The 21123-nt window shown below is 51.5% G+C and carries 20 protein-coding genes; 15 read left to right on the top strand and 5 right to left on the bottom strand.

Annotated features, from left to right (window positions below; genetic code table 11):
* The first annotated feature begins 116 nt into the window (after positions 1 to 116).
* A complete protein-coding gene (locus HNV11_RS21360) occupies positions 117 to 695 on the top strand; it encodes an HdeD family acid-resistance protein (RefSeq protein WP_171741602.1) in 579 nt (192 codons plus the stop codon).
* A 68-nt stretch (positions 696 to 763) separates the two neighbouring features.
* Here the strand turns inward: HNV11_RS21360 and HNV11_RS21355 are convergent, their stop codons facing one another.
* The 3 genes from HNV11_RS21355 to HNV11_RS21345 form a co-directional block, all read right to left on the bottom strand.
* A complete protein-coding gene (locus HNV11_RS21355; RefSeq protein ID WP_171741601.1) occupies positions 764 to 2233 on the bottom strand; it encodes a BCNT domain-containing protein in 1470 nt (489 codons plus the stop codon).
* Positions 2234 to 2426: 193 nt separating this feature from the next.
* Positions 2427 to 3902, bottom strand: a complete 1476-nt coding sequence (locus tag HNV11_RS21350; protein ID WP_171741600.1) for a S41 family peptidase — start codon at positions 3900 to 3902, stop codon at positions 2427 to 2429.
* 161 nt (positions 3903 to 4063) lie between these two features.
* Positions 4064 to 4417: a YraN family protein gene (locus tag HNV11_RS21345; protein ID WP_171741599.1), complete on the bottom strand. Its 354-nt coding sequence runs from the start codon at positions 4415 to 4417 to the stop codon at positions 4064 to 4066.
* 89 nt (positions 4418 to 4506) lie between these two features.
* Here HNV11_RS21345 and lipB point away from each other — a divergent pair, with 89 nt between their 5' ends.
* From lipB to HNV11_RS21295, 10 genes are all read left to right on the top strand, one after another.
* Complete coding sequence (gene lipB / locus HNV11_RS21340) at positions 4507 to 5247, top strand: lipoyl(octanoyl) transferase LipB (RefSeq protein ID WP_171741598.1); 741 nt, start codon at positions 4507 to 4509, stop codon at positions 5245 to 5247.
* A gap of 32 nt (positions 5248 to 5279) precedes the next feature.
* Positions 5280 to 5684 carry a hypothetical protein gene (locus tag HNV11_RS21335; protein ID WP_171741597.1) on the top strand — a complete coding sequence of 135 codons (405 nt, stop codon included), beginning with the start codon at positions 5280 to 5282 and terminating at the stop codon, positions 5682 to 5684.
* 15 nt (positions 5685 to 5699) lie between these two features.
* A complete protein-coding gene (locus tag HNV11_RS24045) occupies positions 5700 to 5966 on the top strand; it encodes a 3'-5' exonuclease family protein (RefSeq protein ID WP_240163624.1) in 267 nt (88 codons plus the stop codon).
* 179 nt (positions 5967 to 6145) lie between these two features.
* Positions 6146 to 8617: a ribonuclease R gene (gene rnr / locus HNV11_RS21325; RefSeq protein WP_171741596.1), complete on the top strand. Its 2472-nt coding sequence runs from the start codon at positions 6146 to 6148 to the stop codon at positions 8615 to 8617.
* A 70-nt stretch (positions 8618 to 8687) separates the two neighbouring features.
* Positions 8688 to 9122, top strand: coding sequence for a nucleoside deaminase (locus HNV11_RS21320; RefSeq protein ID WP_171741595.1), 435 nt, complete (start codon positions 8688 to 8690; stop codon positions 9120 to 9122).
* A gap of 138 nt (positions 9123 to 9260) precedes the next feature.
* Positions 9261 to 10088 carry a hypothetical protein gene (locus HNV11_RS21315; protein ID WP_240163622.1) on the top strand — a complete coding sequence of 276 codons (828 nt, stop codon included), beginning with the start codon at positions 9261 to 9263 and terminating at the stop codon, positions 10086 to 10088.
* A gap of 60 nt (positions 10089 to 10148) precedes the next feature.
* Positions 10149 to 11120, top strand: a complete 972-nt coding sequence (locus HNV11_RS21310) for a polyprenyl synthetase family protein (RefSeq protein WP_171741594.1) — start codon at positions 10149 to 10151, stop codon at positions 11118 to 11120.
* A 75-nt stretch (positions 11121 to 11195) separates the two neighbouring features.
* Entirely contained in the window at positions 11196 to 11819 is a 624-nt protein-coding gene (locus tag HNV11_RS21305; protein WP_171741593.1) for a rhomboid family intramembrane serine protease, read from the top strand.
* A 29-nt stretch (positions 11820 to 11848) separates the two neighbouring features.
* On the top strand, positions 11849 to 12742 hold the full coding sequence (locus HNV11_RS21300) for a LytTR family DNA-binding domain-containing protein (RefSeq protein WP_171741592.1): 894 nt from the start codon (positions 11849 to 11851) through the stop codon (positions 12740 to 12742).
* A gap of 152 nt (positions 12743 to 12894) precedes the next feature.
* On the top strand, positions 12895 to 13593 hold the full coding sequence (locus HNV11_RS21295; RefSeq protein WP_171741591.1) for a DUF2306 domain-containing protein: 699 nt from the start codon (positions 12895 to 12897) through the stop codon (positions 13591 to 13593).
* Between the two features lie 5 nt (positions 13594 to 13598).
* Here HNV11_RS21295 and HNV11_RS21290 read toward each other — a convergent pair whose 3' ends face one another.
* Entirely contained in the window at positions 13599 to 14303 is a 705-nt protein-coding gene (locus HNV11_RS21290; protein ID WP_240163620.1) for an SGNH/GDSL hydrolase family protein, read from the bottom strand.
* A 90-nt stretch (positions 14304 to 14393) separates the two neighbouring features.
* A protein-coding gene (gene prfB, locus HNV11_RS21285; protein WP_171741590.1) for a peptide chain release factor 2 occupies positions 14394 to 15474 on the bottom strand; the annotation gives its coding sequence in 2 pieces (ribosomal slippage) (positions 14394 to 15413 and positions 15415 to 15474; 1080 coding nt in all).
* Positions 15475 to 15798: 324 nt separating this feature from the next.
* Between prfB and lpdA the strand changes: the two genes are divergently transcribed.
* From lpdA to HNV11_RS21265, 4 genes are all read left to right on the top strand, one after another.
* Positions 15799 to 17199 carry a dihydrolipoyl dehydrogenase gene (lpdA, locus tag HNV11_RS21280; protein ID WP_171741589.1) on the top strand — a complete coding sequence of 467 codons (1401 nt, stop codon included), beginning with the start codon at positions 15799 to 15801 and terminating at the stop codon, positions 17197 to 17199.
* 156 nt (positions 17200 to 17355) lie between these two features.
* Positions 17356 to 19338 (top strand): DNA mismatch repair endonuclease MutL, encoded by a 1983-nt coding sequence (mutL, locus tag HNV11_RS21275; protein WP_171741588.1) that lies wholly within the window; start codon positions 17356 to 17358, stop codon positions 19336 to 19338.
* Between the two features lie 37 nt (positions 19339 to 19375).
* Positions 19376 to 20155, top strand: a complete 780-nt coding sequence (locus tag HNV11_RS21270; protein WP_171741587.1) for a rhomboid family intramembrane serine protease — start codon at positions 19376 to 19378, stop codon at positions 20153 to 20155.
* A gap of 2 nt (positions 20156 to 20157) precedes the next feature.
* Positions 20158 to 21081 carry a rhomboid family intramembrane serine protease gene (locus HNV11_RS21265; RefSeq protein ID WP_171741586.1) on the top strand — a complete coding sequence of 308 codons (924 nt, stop codon included), beginning with the start codon at positions 20158 to 20160 and terminating at the stop codon, positions 21079 to 21081.
* The last annotated feature ends 42 nt before the right edge of the window (positions 21082 to 21123 follow it).

The following is a 21123-nucleotide window of genomic DNA, read 5'->3' as shown; positions in this document are numbered from 1 at the left end:
GTCTGATTATAGTGAATAATGCGCGGCTTACTCTTTGAATAACTTCGCAAACAAACCTCTTTAGCCTATCGTTTACGTTCTATAAATAGTCTATAAAACCTGTTTTACTCTACGATATGGAACATACTCACCCAGCTCCACGCTGGTGGCTTCTACTGGCCCGGAGCGCTATTTACGTTCTGATAGGAATATTGATGTTTGTATTTGCCGCTTCCTACACGGCACAGTCTGGTTACATTATTGGCATACTGGCAATCCTGGCCGGAGTAGGGCAACTCGTGTTCTCGTTTGCGAACCGAGGTACGGAAAGCAACAATCTATGGGGAATTCTGCACGGACTGACTGATCTGGCGTTTGGTATCGCCATTTTTGCTTTCTCGCAGGGCACCATCAAGGGGTTTGTAGATGTGCTGGGCTTTTGGGCCATGATGTACGCATTTCTGCAATCTGTTCAGGCCATGTATGCTTTCCTGGCCGCCCGCGGTGGGACAGGGGTCAACCTGTCCAGTGTATTCGTGCATTTTGCCAACGTTGTAACGTCGGGTGCGCTGACCTTTATGCTTCTGCTTCGGCCAGCCGGCTTCGATGAGACACTGAGTTACGTAGGTGTTTTTCCAATTGTTTTGGGCGTTTTGATTTTTATTCTGACAAATCAGATGCGGGCTCAGGCATCCCGAACCTACCATCACCAGTAATAATCTAAAGAGGGCGGTATAAAGCGAATAACCCACTTTATACCGCCCTCTTTAGACTGTGGTAACAATTAAGTGCCCGATACTTGCTCTTCCTGCTTCTGCCGGACCTGCTGACCAATTGGCACATACTCCACTTCGCAGGGGTATCCAAAGAGGCAATTAGTTTTAATTTGCTCAGCGACGCGTTCGGGCACCATCTGCTCCCAGCCATCTTCGCCCTGCTGAATCATTTCGAGCACATGGTCGGTCGAGATATGCAGATTCTGTTCGTTGTAATCCCGAATATCCTCAATCTTATCGTTACGAATCAGGTACTGATACAGCGGTTCCAGCGTGGGCGGAAGCTGAAACTCATTGCACGTATAAATCTGTCCCTGTCTTAGGGTTGGGTAAACAAACAGCTTTACTTTCCGGCTGAACAGCGTCGCGAACGACTCCAGAATGCCGCCCGGCAAAAACTCATAATGCCCTTCTTCAAAAATGTATTCCAGGTTTGGGATACCCAATACCAGACCAATCTTCAGCCGGGTCAGCCGGGCCAGGTAAGCAACCAGTTTATAATATTCCAAGTAGTTGGAAATCATTACGGTCTGGCCCATCGAGCAAAGAATATCAACCCGGTCCAGAAAGTCTTTCTCGTCGATTCCCTGGTCATTAGCTTTCAGATTATGCAGGGTCAGCTCGGCCATCGATACCACGCGGGTTTCGTCAACGTCGTCTTCAGCTTTAAACTGCTTCTGTGCGTTCTGAATCATATCCATCTGAACGTTCGTGACGGGGCGCAGCCGCCCGCGCATAACCAGAATATGCTTCTTGTACAGAGCTTCGGAGGGCTGGAGTACCTGTCCGTCCGGACCAAACAGAGCCGCGTCGGTAAAACCGTTTTTAACCAGATGCAGGCTCATCAGCCGGTTATCTACGTCGGCAAAGTCGGGACCGCTAAACCGGATCATATCAATCTGAATACGCTCCGGCGCGAGGTCGTCCATGAGCGACAGGACCAGCGTTTCGGGTGATTTGGCGTAGTAGTAACACCCGTAAATCAGGTTGACGCCAATAACGCCGAGGGCTTGCTGCTGCAATACGTTCTCATTATCAAGCATCCGGACGTGAATAATGACGTCATTATACCCCGCCTGGGGGGTTAGCTGAAACCGGCAGCCAATCCAGCCATGGGCATCGTTGGTCTTCTGATAATTCAGGGCCACAACCGTATTGGCAAAAGCAAAGAAGGTGGTATCGGGGCCACGTTTTTCGGCTAACCGCTTTTCCAGCAGACTATACTCTTTATTGAGCATCTTGACCAGCCGCGATTCAACAACGTAACGGCCACTTTCTTCAACGCCGTAAATCGAATCGCTGAAGGTCATGTCGTATGCCGACATCGTTTTAGCAATGGTGCCCGAGGAGCCACCTGCCTTAAAAAACATAGCGGCCGTTTCCTGCCCGGCCCCAATCTCAGCAAACGAACCGTATATGCGTCGGTCGAGGTTGATGCGTAGCGCTTTCTGCTTGGTACCTATATTTTTTTCGTACATCGTGTTGGCAGCTTGCTGATAGATGTTAAAGTTACGGACTGACACAGACAAAACCCATGCCTCATTGTATGGTCAACGTTGGTGCAGGATGTCTTGTTTGCCGCCGGAATGGCTTCTGGCGCACAAATATTTAGTAAAACAAGCAAAAGGCAGCCCGAAGACTGCCTTTTGTTATACCATTCACTGCATTTACTTAGTTAGCAGGCATTGGCAGGGGCCTGGGCAACGAATAGAACATGTTGCTTCCTCCGGCTTTACGTTCCACTGAGGAACCAACCGACGGAAGAACCTTATCTTCCGTAGCCGCCCGGCGGGCCGTTCGGGTGCCGGTGATCTGGTAAATAGCCTCGGCCAGATACTTCTCTGTAATATCGCCCAGCGGTTTCAGGCTAAGGCCCTCACTAAACTCAACCTTTGGTTTGAAGCCTGTCGAGTAATCAGACTGATTATCTTTATTGAACGACTTGCTGACAATAGGCTGCATGCCCCATTTAATCCGTTTGGTGTTATCCGATATAGTAATTGAACCGACGTTCTTCCCATAGGTCGTCTGGCCAATTGTATACACCTGCTGATTCATGTAAGGCTTCAGGCCGTTGATAACCAGCTCGCTGGCCGAGGCTGTGCTACCCGTTGTGAGCACATATACCTGATTCAAATTAGCGCCAATGTTATTGGCTTTTTGCTGCAGGTAATCGTAAAAGAAGTCGGCACCGTACTGTTTCTGCAACTCCGGCGTAATGAGCGCGTTCCACTCTTTACGAACAAAGACCGACTTGGTTGCCACGTTCTTGGCAATCAGGCTGCCAATCAGGGTAGCCGACGATACATAGCCACCGGGATTATACCGGAAATCAAGTACCAACTCGTTAACGCCCTTCGACTTAAACTTCCCAAAAATGGCATCAAGCTGCTGGTCGTAGGTGGCGACGCTGCTGCCATTCGGGCCCGGCACAAACTGGTTGTAAACCAGATAGCCAATCTTTTTAGCGCCAATAGTATACACCGAATCCATATACACCGGATTTTCCTGGAAGACGACGGAGGTAATGGATTTTGTCTCATCCGTATTCACCAGCCCTGTATTGTCGATTTTAGCGAGTGTATAGGTTTTGGTATCACCTGCGCCATATAGCAAGTCGCTATAATTGGTAGTCGTTAGCGCAGTGTTATTCACCTTATAAAAAATATTACCGCGTTTCATACCTGCCTGAGCAGCAGGCGACCCCGGCAGAACGTATAATACCTGACCAATCACATCCTGCGAGCCCGACGTGCGCAGGTAAAGCTTGAACTCCATACCCGTGGTTTTCGATTCTCCGCTCAGACCGGCCTTCAGCTCATCGGCACTTTCCTGAATCCAGGAGAACCGGTCGCCGGTTGGGTTTGATGTCACGTTGTATTTATACAGCAAAGACTCAAAGAAAGTACCAGGCGTCTGTGCCTTGTCTGGGTTGGCAGGAATTTTATCGTTCCAGTAATAATACACCTTCATGTTTTCCAGTATCCAGTTGTTCACTTCGGAAGTCGTGGCTACTGCCGAGGTCGTTGATGAAGGGTTTGATGACTGAGCAGGCGTAACGTCGTTCTCCTTCTTACACGAAGTCATCAAAAACGCGCCGGAAACTGCCAGTAACAGTGCAGGGCGCAAAACGCGAAATGTTCTCATAGATATCTGTTGAAGTTCGCAGGTAAGTGCTCTTATAAAACGCAGAAGACCTCAATAAAATTCTTAAAACCGGATTAAATAAAAAGAGCCGGGCGTTAGCTGATAGCTATCTTAAGTGGGTAGGCTAACCCCCTTCTATTCAGATCCCAATGTCCCGGATTTTAACAAAACGCATCTTCAATATGGCGGATGCGGAGTTCGATGCCTGTCTTGGTTACGGCCACAATATCAAACCGAACATCGAATTGCCAGTTTTGGGCGAAGATGTACTGTTCGGCAGCCTTCATAACAAGTCGGGCTTTGGTGTAGTTGACAAATTCCTCGGGGTTGCCGTAGCTAATGTTAGTGCGGGTTTTGACCTCGGCAAAAACAAGCAGCTTTCCTTTCTGAGCAATCAGGTCGATTTCGGCGTGTTGATAGCGGTAATTTCGGGTCAGAATTTCGTAGCCTTTATCCTGCAGATAGCGAACGGCCTCGGCTTCGCCCTGTTTGCCGGTTTCGTTGTGCTGGGCCATGGGTGGGGTCTGGAGTAAAATAAGGAATCGAACGAAGCCGAACGCCCCGTTGTTGTCAGGGGAGCGGAAGACCGCATTTTTGTAAAGCAATGAATAGTCGGGCGAATAAACAAGTTGAGGTTCGGGAGTTAGGCATGGTTGACTATCAGAGCGCCTGGGATGAACAGGAGCGTCTGTTTGCGGAGATCGTTAGCCAGAAATTGCAGAATCGGTCACGGGCGGCCGACGAGCAGCAGCCAACGCCGAATTACCTCTTGTTTTGTCAGCATCCGCACGTCTATACACTCGGCACGAGCGGCCACGAAAACAATCTGCTGGTTGACGAAAACCGGCTGACGAACGAGCTGGGTGCAACGTTCTATAAAATCCGGCGGGGTGGCGACATTACGTACCATGGCCCCGGCCAGTTGGTTGGCTACCCGATTCTGGACCTGGATAACTTCTTTACGGATATTCACCGCTACATGCGGTTGCTGGAAGAAAGCATTATCCTGACGCTGGCCGACTACGGTCTGAGCGCTGGCCGGATTGACGGGCTGACGGGCGTATGGCTGGACCATAATGGAGGCCCTTGCCCCCGTAAAATCTGCGCCATGGGCGTTAAGGCGAGCCGTTGGGTAACGATGCATGGTTTTGCTTTGAACGTCAACACAGATTTATCATATTTTAGCCATATTGTCCCCTGCGGCATCGCCGACAAGGCTGTTACGTCGCTGGCAGCCGAACTGAGCCGCGACGTATCGCTGGAAGAAGTGGCTGGCTATGTTCGGCGGCATCTGGCGCAGTTGTTCGAAATGGAGTTGGTTCTTAATATTGAAACGCAGGTTTAAGTGAGTACATCGCTGCGTTCTGTGAATGGACAATGAAGAAAGACATTAATTTTTTGCCTGTGGAGGGCGTTCAGGTGGTTATCGCCCGTAAGGAGAATCTTACCGGTGAATACGATTGGCAGGTTTATTTGATTAATCAGAATACTGTACCTATTAAAACCGTATTCGTTACGTCGAAAGGCTACGGCAAAAAAGACGAGGAGGAACAGAAAACGTCAACCCTGCGGCATTTCTTTGCGGAGGTGCAGCCGGGCGCACACGAGGTTGTTGAGACAATCATGCCCGATGTATTTCACCTTAACAACGAATACTGGGTAAGCTACTATATTGATAATCAGGTATTTGACAAAAAGTTTATTTTTGTGCCTGACAGCATAGTCGAAGAAAATCTCGTTACGGTTCCCGCGCTCGGACTGGAAGGGATTTTACACGAATAACGACAAAATGCGCCTATGCCCCCATCCGTCTCCTGGAAACGCCGACTCAAGAACTTCTTGTTTATTGACGTAAAGAAGGAATTTGGCTACCTGTACTTGTGCCGGCGCCTGATGGTCAATGGCCTGCCGTTACCGCCGGCTTTGCAGATTTCAGGTAAAAAGCCCTGGGAGGTTACCCATCAGGATACGCTGGAACACGGGCAGTTTAGCGACAAACGGCATTTTGTGTCGCTCGATCTGCTGGCCGCCACGCTGAATGTGCCTACCTGCCCGCTTGAATGACTTAGTAATCGGACCAGCGAAGTCTAGTACCGCGAACATGATTGGCCGAATCAAACAGTATGCCTGGGATTCAGTAGTAGTACTTGTGCAGGTTTATCTGCGCCTGGTAGGCGCCCCGCTCGTGGCTGACGAGCCTATTATTTTAAGTGATTAAGCCCGTTATAATACGGGCAAACTATATGAGAAACGGAAAACCAAAGCAAAATAAATACAACCGGCCCGGCAGCGGACCGTCCAGTACGGCGCGTCCCCGCGAAAAGGGGCTGGAAAAACCGGGTAAAGGACATGCTGGAATGGGGCGACCTATTCAACAGGCTGATTCTTTCCTCGACGAACTGAAAAACGACTTAATAGCGTTTTTTCAGATCAACGATGAGCAGTCGTTTACGCAGGAGCAGGTTCTGGACCATTTTGAAACCAGCGACCGGCGAATGAAGCTAATCATGCACGGCCTGATCGGCGAACTGACCGAAGAAGGTACACTGGTACGTCAGCCCGATGGCAGCTACCGCGCCGATGCTGACGCTAACCTGATCGAGGGCGTGGTCGACCACGTCAATTCGCGGTTTGCGTTTGTAATTCCTAATACGGCCAATGGCATTCGCGGTGATCGTAACGATGACATCTGGGTATCGACCGAAGACCTCAACGGAGCCGTTGATGGCGACCGGGTGCGGGTAGTTCGCTTTACGGATTCACGGAATCGGGGTCGGCGCATTGAAGGGAAGGTTGCCAGTGTCATTGAACGGGGCCGCACCGAACTGGTAGGGCGTATTGAAGTATGGCCGACTTATGGCTACGTCATTGCCGACAGTAAGAAGATTTACGACGATATCTATATCCCGAAAGAAAAGCTGGGTGGTGCTACTAACGACGATAAAGTCATTGTTCGACTAACCAAGTTTCCTGATCCGAATACCAGCAAACAGCGCTTTGAGGGCGAAGTTGTCACTATTTTGGGCGCAGCCGGGGATAACAATACCGAAATGCACGCGATCCTGGCGGAATTCGGACTGCCGATTCATTTCCCGGAGGACGTAGAACAGGAGGCCGAGGCCATTCCCACCACAATTACGGAGCAGGATCTGGCGAACCGGCGCGATATGCGCGAAGTCACAACCTTTACGATTGACCCGGTCGATGCGAAGGATTTTGACGACGCCTTATCGGTGCAGATGCTCGACAATGGCAATTATGAAATTGGTGTTCACATCGCCGACGTAACGCATTACGTCCGGCCCGGCTCAAAACTTGAGGAAGAAGCCTTTAAACGAGCTACATCCGTGTATCTGGTTGACCGCGTCGTGCCAATGCTGCCCGAGAAGCTCTCGAACGGCCTGTGTTCGCTCCGGCCCAACGAAGATAAGCTGACCTTCTCGGCGGTGTTTGAGCTAACGCCCGACGCCCGCATTGTGAACGAATGGTTTGGTCGTACGGCAACTCACTCCGACCGGCGGTTTTCGTACGAAGAAGCGCAGGATATTCTGAATAACAGCAACGGCGATTACCTCGAAGAACTTCGGCTGCTGAACGAGCTTGCCTACAAACTTCGCGATGAACGTTTCAAACACGGGGCAATCAACTTCGAGACGGTTGAAGTACGGTTCAAACTGGACGAAAACGGCGTGCCGCTGTCGGTTTACCCAAAGATTCGGCAGGATACCAATAAACTCATCGAAGAGTTTATGCTGCTGGCGAATAAGCGTGTAGCTGAGTTCGTCCACACGCTGTCGAAGCAGAATAAGAACGGGGAAGAAAATACGATGGTGTACCGCGTTCACGAAGGCCCCGACGAAGATAAGCTGCGGCAGTTTGCCGACTTCGCCGGTCGGCTGGGCTTCCGGCTAAAAGTGGACGAGGAGCATCTATCGAACTCGATGAACCAGTTTATGGCGAGTATCGAAGGGCGTCCCGAAGCCAATATGCTTCAGCAACTGGCCGTTCGGACCATGTCCAAGGCGCGCTACAGTACCGAAGACATCGGCCACTTTGGTCTGGCGTTCCGGCGGTATTCGCACTTTACGTCGCCCATCCGGCGCTATCCGGATATGATGGCCCACCGTCTGCTGCAGCATTACCTGAACAAAGGCAAACCCGGTGATCGCGAGGAATACGAGGAAAAATGCAAACACTCGTCGAATCGGGAAAAAATGGCTTCTGATGCCGAGCGGGCCAGCATTAAGTACAAGCAGGTCGAGTTCATGAGCCGGATGGACCCCAATCGGACATTTGAGGGCGTCATTTCAGGCGTGACCGAGTTCGGAATCTTTGTGGAAATCACGGAAAACAGTTGCGAAGGTCTCGTGCGGATGCAGGACCTGAGCGATGATTATTACGAGTTCGACAAAGAGAACTACCGCATCATCGGCCAGCGGCACAAGAAGATGTTTACCTTCGGCGATCAGGTGGAAGTGCGCGTGAAAGAAACAAACCTGGCGCGCCGTAGCATGGACTTCGCGCTGGTGAGCGACAAAGCTGGTCGGGCTACTGATTCGAGTGCAGGTCGGCGGTCGGGTCGGCGCGACGAAGACCGGAGTTCGCGGTCGGCTGGTCCGCGTGCGTCATCATCCCGGCGTGGCAGCAGTGCTGGCCGTACAGAAGGGACGGCGGCCAAGGGCGAGAACCGGCGCGGAGGTCGCGGACGGCGATAGAAGGATTAAATCAAACGCCCGGTTGGTTCGCTTGCCGGGCGTTTTCGTTTAAAATCAGCTTTTAAGAACTATGGATGAATTTATGCAGGAGGCCATCCGGCAGGCCCGCAAAAGTCTGAGCGAAGGGGGGATTCCGATTGGGTCGGCGTTAGTGAAAAACGGTAAACTGGTGGCATCGGGCCATAACAAACGGGTGCAGGAAGATAACCCGATTCTGCACGGCGAAATGGATTGTCTGAATAACGCAGGGCGCGTCGGCTCATTCCGCGATACGGTCATTTACTCAACGCTGATGCCCTGCTATATGTGTGCGGGTACGATTGTGCAGTTCAAAATTCCGAAGGTGATCGTGGGCGAGTCCCGGACGTTTCCCGGTGCGCGGGAATTCATGGAACAGCATGGCGTCGAAGTGATTGACCTTGACCTGCCGGAGTGCGTAGAGATGATGAACCAATTCATTGCCGATAAGCCCACCCTGTGGCATGAAGACATTGGTGAGTTGTAAATCTATTGATTTACAGGATAATTGACCGTTTGCGAAATAAAAAGGCGTGCTTGCTGGCCCTTGTAACCAATAGGCTTTGATCAGGTCCGTAAAGCGTTTACTTTGTCGGGAGTATCTCTACCGTAACAAACTGACATTGTGAAACTTTACTGGAAATGTGTCCTTTGGGGAGCCGTGGGGTTCGCCCAAATCTCCGTTGCCTCCGCGCAGCGATCGCTCATCTGGCAGGAGAAGCCGGGTTCCTGGTTACTAAATACCGGCGTGGGGTTGACCCGCTATGCTGGCGACATGAACGAATGGGGCGACTTGGCTCATCTGCGATTAGGAACGGCGCTGAACGCAGCGGCTGCCTATCGCTTTACGTACCGAGTTTCGTTTCGTGCCGAAGCGCAGCTGTATTACATCTACGGCAGCCAGCGCTATACGCGCATTGACTACAATAATCTATCTTTTCGCAGCCTGAACCCCGACCTCTGGGCGGGCCTTCAGATAGATTTTCGGCGCGTCGATGATCGGTATCGCTTCAGCATCCCCTACGCGTTTGCAGGGGCTGGATTTACGTACATGACGCCCCGAGCCATCTATAAAGGCAGGTCATACAACCTGGCCAGCCTGCGTACCGAAGGCGTAGCCTACAACCGTCTGCCCGTCATTGTGCGCTATGGGTTAGGGCTGCCGGTTCTGGCTGGTGATGGGTTTAAACTTCATCTGGAAGGAGCTTATACCCATGTTATGAGCGACTACCTGGATGATGTCAGCACGGTTTATCCAAGCCGGAAAGGAATGAGCGAACTGGCCGCGGCCCTCTCGGATCGGCGGCCGGAAAAGGGAGGTTCCCCAAATTCAGCAGGGGCTCAGCGCGGTAACAGCCAGAAGCGGGATGGTTATCTGACCGTGTCCGGACGATTGATTTTTGTCTTGAGTACAAAGGCGCAGCGAAACTACCGTCGATCCTTTGGCGGTTAGGGTTTTGGGGGCATTTGCCTTATTTTTGGCGTAAAACCCCGCGGACCTCCGCTTAGTCGAATGAATCCAGCCGTTTTTGTTGACGCATTACAAAACGAACTTCAACATATTCAGTACGGGCAGAACCCTCTCGAACTTTACGAACCCATTCGGTACATCATGAACCTCGGCGGAAAGCGGATGCGTCCGCTGATGACGCTGATGTCGGCTTATCTGTTCACGGATGATTGGCAAAAGGCCATTCGGCCCGCGCTGGCGGTGGAGGTCTTTCATAACTTTACGCTCATGCACGACGACATCATGGACCAGGCACCGTTGCGCCGGGGTCAGCCGACCGTGCACGAAAAGTGGAACCACAACATCGCTATCTTATCGGGAGATGTCATGCTGGTGAACGCCTATCAGTTGCTCTTAGACGTAGAAGCCGATAAGCTGAAGCGGGTAATGAATCGGTTTACACGGACGGCTGCTGAGGTCTGCGAAGGTCAGCAGTTGGATATGAATTTCGAAACGCGCTGGGACGTAACGGAGGCCGAATACATCGAGATGATCCGGTTGAAAACGTCCGTTCTATTGGGCTATGCCCTGGAACTGGGCGGCCTGATTGCCGGTGTTGATGATGAAACGACTCGCCATCTGTATGAAGGGGGGATGAACATCGGTATCGGATTTCAGTTGAAAGATGATCTGCTGGATGTATATGGCGATCCGGTTAAGTTCGGCAAGCAGGTCGGGGGGGACATTATTGCCAACAAAAAAACATTTCTGCTTATTGAAGCGCTCGAAAAAGCCGACGGGGCGCTCCGGGAGGAGTTGAACGACTGGCTGAACCAGGCTGAATTTGATAAAGCCGAAAAAGTACAGGCCGTAACGGCGATTTACGACCGGTTGGGTATCCGGCAGAGTACCGAAGAGCGCATTAATAATTACTTTGACCATGGGTTTACTAACTTCGATCAGATCAGGGCCGACCCTGACCGAAAAAACCTGCTAATCCAGTTTGCCCGGCAGTTAGTTGAACGTGAGAGCTGATAAACTGTTAATAATTTGAGTAGGCAACCTTAAAAGAGCAGCCGCAAAGAGGCCAAATAGCTAACGACATTTCTAATGAGCGTAACCGTATTAATCATTCTCGTCACGGCAGGTATCAGCGTCTGGGCCTGGAATAATCCAACCATCATGGATCGCTGGATCATGAACCCGTATCGGGTCGCCAGCCGGGGCGAATATTACCGCCTGCTGACCTCCGGTTTCCTGCATGCCGATTGGGGGCACCTGATCTTCAATATGCTGAGTCTTTATTTCTTCGGTGGCTTTATCGAGCAGGTCTTCGGGTTGTTATTTGAGGGTAGTGGCGCACTTTATCTAATTGGTTTTTATCTGGTTGGGATTCTGGTTTCGGATATTCCGAGTTTTCTGAAGCACCGTAACGATCCGGGATATAACTCGCTGGGCGCTTCGGGGGGCGTATCGGCCGTTATTTTTGCCGCTATTCTATTCCGCCCGCTTACGCCTATCTATTTGTACTTTATTCCAATCGGGATTCCCGGCTTCATTTTCGGAGCGCTGTATCTGGCCTATTCCTATTACGAAGCGCAACGAGGACGCGGTAACGTAAACCACGATGCGCATTTCTACGGAGCCCTGTTCGGCATTGTGTTTATGATTGTAGTGTATCCGCTGGTTCTGCCGCAGTTTATCGAGCAGATCGCTGGCTGGCGCCCATTTTAACAGCTTAATGTTGTCGTAGTCGGAAACGCATGTTTCGTATTCTCAAGCAACCCTATCCGTTTGACGAGCCTGCCAGTCGGGCTTGGATACGGGCCGCTCTGATTGGCGCTTTTGTGGGTCTGTTCCTGCTTACGTTTCAGCCGTTCGGTACGGAGCATTGGCAGACGCCCTATAAGGTCTGGAAATTGCTTGGCTTTGGCTTGGTCAGCTTTGTCATAACCGCCTTTAACTTCCTGGTATGGCCCCGGCTGTTTCCCCGTACGTTTAAGGAAGAAAGCTGGACGGTGGGTAAGGCGATTCTGTTTATCATGGCCAATATCCTGCTGATTGCCCTGGGGAATCAAGGGTATATGGCCTTGATTACGGACGAAGTCGTTGGGCTGCCCGACATTGCCGGAATGATTTTGATTACGTTTCTGATCGGCATTTTTCCAACGGCGGGCACGGTCATGGCTAGTTATATTATTCATCTGCGCCGGTACGTCCGGCAAGCTGCCGAACTGCCCACGCACACTGCAGGTACCGTGTCTTCTTCCGTTGGACAAACGCCCTTTTCTTCGTCGGATGCCCTATCAACTGCCCCGCTGACGCTCGTTGCTGAAAATGAGAAAGACACGCTGACCTTTCCGGCGGCTGATCTGCTATTCATTGAGTCGAGCGATAATTACTGCACGGTTGTCTATCTGAAGGACGGTCTGGGTGTCAAATCTCTGCTCCGTAGCAGCCTGAGCCGGTTAACAGCCCAAATTAATACGCCCCAAATTCTTCGGTGCCATCGTTCCTACGTAGTCAACCTCGATCGGGTGGAGCGGGTAACAGGCAACGCGCAGGGTTACAGGCTGCATTTCCTGGGGGGGCAGTGGCAGATTCCCGTTGCCCGGCAGTACAACGATACGATAGTTGCCCGGCTTAAATCTGAGTAAAACGTCCCTCCATTCGTCCCAAAACCGGTTTTTGGTTGCTATTCACCCCAAACTCTGTCGTTTAGCCCTTAAAGTTGCAGCCGCTGCAAAGACCGCTGTAGGTTTGTCCTGTCGCTTCGGCGCGTCAGTCACTAGCAAACCTGATACGGCTCATGAAAACGCTCATTTTATCTTCTCTGATTATCCACATTACTGCGGGCACTATCGCGCTGCTGGTTGGTTTGATTCCTATGTTTTCGGCTAAAGGAAGCCGATTGCACAACCGCAGTGGCCTGGTCTTCGTATACTGCATGATTACGGTCGCCATCACCGCCCTGCTGCTGTGTGTTCTGCAACCAATAAGGATGATGCGGCTGTTTCTGACCGGTATCGCCGTGCTTAGCTTTTATTTAAGCATGACGGGCTGGCGGGCAACGAAACAGAAAAAAAACGGCCCGACGGCGTTCGATCGCGGCCTGACTTATGTAACATTAGTAGTTAGCTTAGGTATGATTGGCTTTGGGCTGAATCTGCTGATCGGCCATGGCGTCTCGTTTTTCGCCATTGTTTTCTCCTTCTTTGGCATCCTGACGGGCGTTTTCGCTCTGCAGGATGCCCGTCAGTTTGGGCGGCCTACTGAAAAAATGCACTGGTTTTTCCAGCACTTTACGCGCATGGGCGGTTCTTATATCGCTACGTTCACAGCCGCCATCGTAACAAATATGGCACGGGTTACGCCGGCCGGAGCACCGGAATGGATCGCAACGGCCGCCTGGATTGCGCCGTCGGTAGTAGGCGGCATGCTGATTGGCCGAACCGTACGGCATTACAAGCTGAAATTCAGCAAACCGAAGGCGGCACTGGTTTCCTGAGTGAGCTATTGTTTGAGCCGCTCTTTGGCGATGGGCAGGGCTTTTTCGGCCCAGAGCCGCATCTGCCGGCCGGAGTAGTGCAGGCCATCGCTGGCAAACTGCGTGTTGTCGCCGGCGGCCTGGCGGGTTAGGGGGGTAATGTCAACGAACGTAATGCCTGCTTTCTGGCACTCGTCCTGCGCGATGGCATTGAACTGATTAATCTCGGCGGTAATACGGCCTTTATCCTGGTTTCGGGCAAATGGTGATGTGCCCCAGTCAGGTATCGAGAGGACAAACACCCGACCTGCTTTACCTCCAGCAAACTGGGTAGCCGTTTGCAGCAACGCCCGAAATTCGGCTTGGTAGCGGTCCGGGGACTGACCCCGATACTGGTTGTTTACACCAATGAGCAGAGAGACCAGGCCATAGGTCTTCTGGTTGCCACTGGCTTTGATGGCATCCTGTAGTTCGGCCGTTGTCCAGCCGGTTCGGGCGATAATGTCCGGGTCGGCAATGTTGACGCTGTCGTTGCGCAGCATCTCCGCCAGTTGAACGCTCCAGCGCTCGTACTCCGATACGCTCTCGCCAATGGTGTATGAATCGCCGAGGGATAAAAACTGTAGCTTTGATTTGGCCGCGTTTGGAGTGCTAACCATGACGGATGGTTGGGTGCAGGCCAGCAGTAAAGCCGTCTGCACAAGAATCAATACTAGTAAACGAATTGCCATGATTTACCTACGAAGCTAACCAATTCCCGGATTTTTGGTCCAATAGCCCGGTCATAAATCATGACAATTCGTGTCACTTAGAATCCGGATTTACACATCCTGCTCCAGCAGAAAGGCCTTGATGAACGGATCAATGTCACCGTCCAGCACAGCATCTGTATTGGAGGTTTGATAGCCCGTACGGTGGTCTTTCACGCGCCGGTCGTCCAGGACGTAAGACCGGATCTGCGAACCCCACTCAATCTTCTGTTTACCGGCTTCAACTTCGGCGCGGGCTGCGTTACGCTTCTGCACCTCGATCTCGTAGAGCTTGGATTTGAGCAGGCGCATAGCAACTTCTTTGTTCTGTAACTGACTGCGTTCTTGCTGGCATTCGATGATCAGACCCGAAGGCCGGTGCCGCAACCGAACCGCCGTTTCAACTTTGTTTACGTTCTGCCCACCGGCCCCACCCGACCGGAATGTGTCCCATTCAATATCAGCTGGATTTACTTCAATCTGAATGGTGTCGTCTACCAGCGGATAGGCGAATACTGATGCAAAGGACGTGTGCCGACGCGCGTTGGAATCGAACGGCGAGACGCGAACCAGCCGGTGAACGCCGTTTTCGGATTTCAAAAACCCATACGCAAGCGCGCCATCTACTTCAATGGTGGCCGACTTAATTCCGGCTGTGTCGCCTTCCTGGTAGTCAACCTGCTTCAGCCCGTAACCGTGTTTTTCGGCCCAGCGCATATACATCCGGTAGAGCATGTCGGCCCAGTCCTGACTTTCGGTGCCACCCGCCCCGGCGTTGATTTCCAGAACCGCGCTGAGCTGATCTTCTTCATTGCCGAGCATCTTTTTGAGTTCCAGATCTTCGAGCGTTGCCGAGACTTTCCGGCCTTCTTCATCAACCTCCTCTTCCGTAACTTCGCCTGCTTCATAGAATTCGAACAGCGTTTCGAGGTCGCCGAACTGGCTGTTGAGTTTCTCATAGCCGGTGGTCCAGCCTTTTAGGGCGCGGACCTGCTTCATAACGCCTTCGGCCCGGGCGGCATCGTTCCAGAACTCGGGCTGAAAGGTTTGCTGTTCGAGTTCGGCTAGCTGTTCTTTCTTCGTATCGTAGTCAAAGGTACCCCCTCAGGGCCTCTACTCTGGCCCTCAAGTCGGTCAACTGGTCAGTTGTCATGAACTTGTCGTATGCGTGTTGTTAGGTATTCCGCAAAGATAAACAAAACCAGCGGGGCCGGTTGTTTCCGGCGAAAGGGTATATTGTCAGAAAACGATTGAGTTATTAGGGTACAGCGTCGTATTGTTGCTATACCAGACACCAGTTGGATGCCCTGCAATTGCCCGTCTGCCGGGGCAAAGGCATCCGGCTGGTTGTCGAGCCCGCCGATTTAGGGTAATCTCAGCAGCGGGTTTCGGCGCAAATCAACTTTTCAACCTACCTTTGCGTTCTCTTTTTGAGGACAGTATTCCTTTTTCAATCTGTAATATTCATTCTTAGATAATGGCTTCACAATACGATGTAATCGTTGTGGGTAGCGGGCCGGGCGGCTATGTAGCCGCTATCCGGGCGTCGCAGTTGGGTATGAAAACGGCCGTCATTGAGCGCGAAAGCCTCGGCGGTATCTGTCTGAACTGGGGTTGTATCCCGACCAAAGCCCTACTCAAATCGGCACAGGTTTTTGAATACATTAAGCACTCGGCCGACTACGGCATTACGGTGCAGGGCGAGTCGCAAGCCGATTTCGGAGCCGTTATTAAGCGGAGCCGGGGCGTAGCCGACAGCATGAGCAAGGGCGTTCAGTTCTTGATGAAGAAAAATAAAATCGACATCATTAACGGGGTCGGTAAGGTGAAGCCCGGTAAAAAGGTCGAAGTGACCGGTGCCGATGGCAAAGCAACGGATTACGAAGCCAAACATATCATCATCGCTACCGGCGGACGTGCCCGTCAACTGCCAAGCGTTCCGTTCGACGGTCAGAAGGTAATTGAATACCGCAAGGCCATGTCGCTCGAAAAGCGGCCTGATTCTATGCTGATCATTGGCTCGGGCGCTATCGGCGTTGAGTTTGCTTACGTCTACGCCAGTATGGGTACGAAAGTGACGATTATCGAGTTTATGCCGAACGTGGTGCCCGTTGAAGACGAAGATATCTCCAAAGAACTCGCCAAGCAGTACAAAAAGCTGGGTATTGAGATTTATACAAAGTCGGAAGTAATGAAGGTGGACACCAGCGGCCAGGGCTGCAAAGTGTTCGTCAAAACGCCGGACGGCGAGAAGACCTTCGAAACCGACATCGTTCTGTCGGCAGCGGGTGTGGTGGCCAATATTGAAAACATCGGGCTGGAAGAAACAGGTATCAGTGTCGATCGGGGTAAAATCGTTACGGACGATTATTACCGCACCAATGTAGAAGGGTATTATGCTATCGGCGACGTAACGAAAGGACAGGCGCTCGCCCACGTAGCTTCCGCCGAGGGAATTATCTGCGTCGAGAAGATCGCCGGTCTGCCGCACGTTGAGCCTCTGAACTACAACAATATTCCCGGCTGTACGTATTGCACACCTGAAATCGCGTCGGTTGGCTACACGGAGAAGGCCGCTCGTGAAGCCGGTTATGAGCTGAAAGTAGGTAAATTTCCCTTCACGGCATCAGGTAAGGCCAAAGCTTCTGGTACACCGGAAGGCTTTGTAAAGGTGATTTTCGACGCTAAATACGGCGAATTCCTGGGCGCACACTTCATTGGCAATAACGTAACCGAAATGATTGCCGAAGTAGTAGCCGCCCGGAAGCTCGAAACGACCGGCGAAGAAATTCTGAAATCCGTTCACCCACACCCGACCATGTCGGAAGCGATCAAAGACGCTACCGAAGCGGCTTACGGTGAGGCCATTCACCTGTAGTTGAGTGGCGTACGCAGTTTCGGGTCTATTGCCGAAACAGAAAACCAAATCAGCCCCTGTCCTGCGCGAAAACCGTTGGATAGGGGCTTTTTTTTAGGCTAATTTTGTTGTATCTTGTAAAGAACGACATTCATCGTTCGGAAGGATTGATTAGTTATGGTAAATGTCATACAACTGCTGCCCGATTCGATTGCCAACCAGATTGCGGCTGGGGAAGTAGTGCAGCGGCCGGCGTCGGTAGTTAAAGAGTTGCTGGAGAATTCGGTCGATGCAAAGGCGAAGTCGGTACAGGTAATCATTCGCGAGGCTGGCCGGAATCTGATTCAGATCGTGGACGATGGCGTCGGGATGACCGAGACGGATGCCCGTATGAGTTTTGAGCGGCATGCGACGTCTAAAATTCGCTCGTCGGACGACCTGTTCCGGATCAGAACCATGGGTTTCCGGGGCGAAGCCCTGGCGTCAATAGCCGCCGTATCGCAGATAGAAATGCGCACGCGCCGGGCCGATGACGAACTCGGCACGCTGATCCGGATTGAAGGCTCGGATATCAGGGCGCAGGAAGCGGTGTCCTGTTTGCCGGGTACAAACCTGCTCATTAAAAATCTGTTTTTCAACGTTCCGGCCCGACGTAACTTTCTGAAATCCAACTCGGTTGAGATGCGTCATATTCTGGACGAGTTTCAGCGGGTGGCTCTGGCAAATCCGGAAGTAGCGTTTTCACTCTTCCACAACGATCAGGAAATTTATAACCTACCCGCCGGAAAGCTAAGCCGCCGAATCATTGATATGTTTGGCAAGAGCTACCGCGAGCAGTTAAACTACTGCGACGAACAGACGCCCTACGTAACAGTACGGGGCTACATTGGCAAGCCTGAGTCGGCCAAAAAAGCCCGTAACGAACAATTTTTCTTCGTTAATAACCGGTACATCAAACATAACTACCTGCACCACGCAGTAGTGGGCGCCTACGAAGGAACTCTGCCAGAGGGTAGCCATCCGTTCTATGTGCTGTTTATTGATATTGATCCGTCGCATATCGACATCAACATTCACCCGACCAAAACCGAGATCAAGTTCGATGATGAACGGTCCGTCTATGCCATTATGATGGCCGCTGTGCGGAAAGCCGTCGGGGTATATAACCTGGCTCCGTCGCTTGATTTTGATTCCGACGTTAATTTTCTGTCCGGTGGACGGGCTGGCTTTGATAAAGCTTCATCCGTAGAATCAAAAGCTGACCTTCCCCGGCCCATTACGCCCTCCTGGGCAACCGGTGGTTCGACCGCGCCGACCACACAGCCTAAAACAGAACGGACTGCATTGCGCAGTGAATCGTTGGATAAGGCCGCCGGAAAGAGTTTTGACGTTCCGAAAAAGCCGTCGGTTAATAATTGGCAGGCTCTTTTTGAATCGGTTGCTGAAAAACCGGAGTCGGCACCCGCCGAACAGGTACCCGGCGATTGGTTAGGACCGGCAAAACCCGCGCCGGTTAGCAGCGAACCCGTGGAAGCGGAACCGGTTACGCTGGGCAGTCGCGCCAATCAGATTCAGGACGACGCGCCCGTGGTGGTAGAAGACGAAAATATCGTGCAGGTACAGAATCGCTACCTGCTGGCAACTATCAAGTCGGGCGTGATGCTCATAGATCAGCGTCGGGCCTACGAGCGAATCCTGTATGATCAGTTTCACTCGGCCCTTACCAAGCGGAACGGGGTTTCGCAGCAACTACTTTTTCCAAAAACTGTAACGCTGACGCCGGTTGATTTTCAACTTGCCTTAGATTTGCAGGATGATCTGACGAACCTCGGCTTTCAGTTCGATGAACTGGGGCAGAGCACGTTCATCATTCGGGGCGTACCGACGCTGACAACGGGCGAAAACGAGGAAGAGCTTTTTGCAAACCTGCTGGCTCAGCTGCGGGCCGATACCGGCCGATTAAAGCTAGACCGGGTTGAAGCGCTGGCGCGGTCGCTGGCCAGACGGTCGGCGGCACGGCATACCGCCCGGTTGAGCCTGACGGAGCGCAAAGCGTTGGTCAATCAGTTGTTTGCCTCTTCGAACCCGAGCTATACGCCCACCGGCGAACCGGTTACGACAGTGCTTACTTTAGATAAGATTGCGGGACTTTTTCGATAACAAATGAGTTAAAAGGGTAAATTAGAAAAAAGAAACGATGTTTGCCCTTACCCCAGTTGTACGTACTATTCTGATTATAAACGTTCTGGTTTTTTTTGTCACCAATGAAAGCATAATCCAGCAGTTTGGTCTGCACTCGTTTCTGTCAGACATGTTTAGCCCGATTCAGTTGCTGACGCATATGTTTCTGCACGGCGGATTTGGGCACATTTTCAGCAATATGATTGGCCTGATCGTCTTTGGTCCAATGCTGGAGCGATTCTGGGGGCCAAAACGATTTACGTTCTTTTACTTTTTTACGGGATTGGGGGCGGCTCTGTTATTTTCGGGCATAAACTATTTTGAGATACGCGACGTATATGAAGCTGTTCAGGATTACCGGTTAGCTCCAACACCAGATGGGTTCATGAGTTTTATTGACATGTATGCCCAATCGCTGTATGATCAGGTAGCTTCGTTTGCTGAGCGATTTGAGCAGCAGCCGGACAACCAGCAGTTTATTGATGGAAGTCTGCAGATAGTGAACCGGTTATATGCCGGTCAGGTCAATGAACCGATGGTTGGCGCTTCTGGTGCGATTTTTGGCGTGATTATGGGGTTTGGGTTATTGTTTCCGAACACTCAGTTATTTTTATTGTTTCCACCTATACCAGTCAAAGCGAAATACCTCGTTATCTTTTACGGGGCTTATGAACTTTACACAGGGATCTACCGGGCTCAGGCCGACAACGTAGCCCATTTTGCGCACATTGGCGGCATGTTGTTTGCGTTTATTTTAGTAAAATACTGGGGTTCACAACGAAAAAATTTCTATTAGTGATGAGCGGGTTGTTTGATGACTTTCGAAGCGAATTCAACAAGCCCAACAACACGTTGGTGCAATTGATATTGATAAACACGGTTGTGTTTCTTGTGCTGTTGCTGGCAAAAGTTGGTTTTGCTATGGCGCAGGCCCCGGGAACGTATGCCCTTATACTCAACCAACTGACCATACCCGCTAACTTAGGTGCAGTACTGTATAAACCCTGGACCCTCATAACGTATTTCTTCACGCATGAGGACATTTTCCATATTCTCTACAATATGCTGTTCCTGTACTGGTTCGGGCGTTTGATTGACGAGTATCTGGGTAATCGGCGGTTGGTTGGGCTGTATATTATGGGCGGTCTGGCGGGTGGCCTGCTGTATCTGGCCATGTATAATCTGGTACCCTACTTCCAGAATCAGGTTCAGGACGCACGGATGCTGGGTGCTTCGGGAGCTGCGTTTTCGGTGGCGGTTGGCGCGGCAACGTTACTGCCAAACTATACCTTTCATTTGCTGTTCTTTGGTCCGGTCCGGATTAAGTATATCGTTTTTTTCTTCATTGTGCTGTCCATTGCGCAGTCGGCCGGGCCGAATGCAGGTGGGAACCTGGCCCATTTAGGTGGCGCTATCATGGGGTTCTGCTACGTAAAGCTGTTGCAGAGCGGCACCGATCTGGGACGGCCAATTTACTGGATGATGGAAGGCTGGAGCAATCTATTTAAGCCGAAACCAGCCGTAAAGGTCTCGTATCGGCAGCGTAGCAACGCCAGTACGCAGGCCAGCACCTATGCATCGGCTGGAAGTTCGTCGGCTTCGATTTCGACGCCCGATCAGGATGAGGTCGATATGATTCTGGATAAGATTTCACGCTCTGGTTACGAAAGTCTGACCCGTGAAGAGAAACAGAAACTGTTTCGGGCCAGCCAGCGGAACTAAGAAAGCTCTGGAACAATGTCAGTTCTGGAGAGCGTTTATGAA

This window comes from Spirosoma taeanense (assembly GCF_013127955.1).
Classification (GTDB): Bacteria; Bacteroidota; Bacteroidia; order Cytophagales; family Spirosomataceae; genus Spirosoma; species Spirosoma taeanense.
This window is presented reverse-complemented; position numbering and strand designations above follow the sequence as displayed.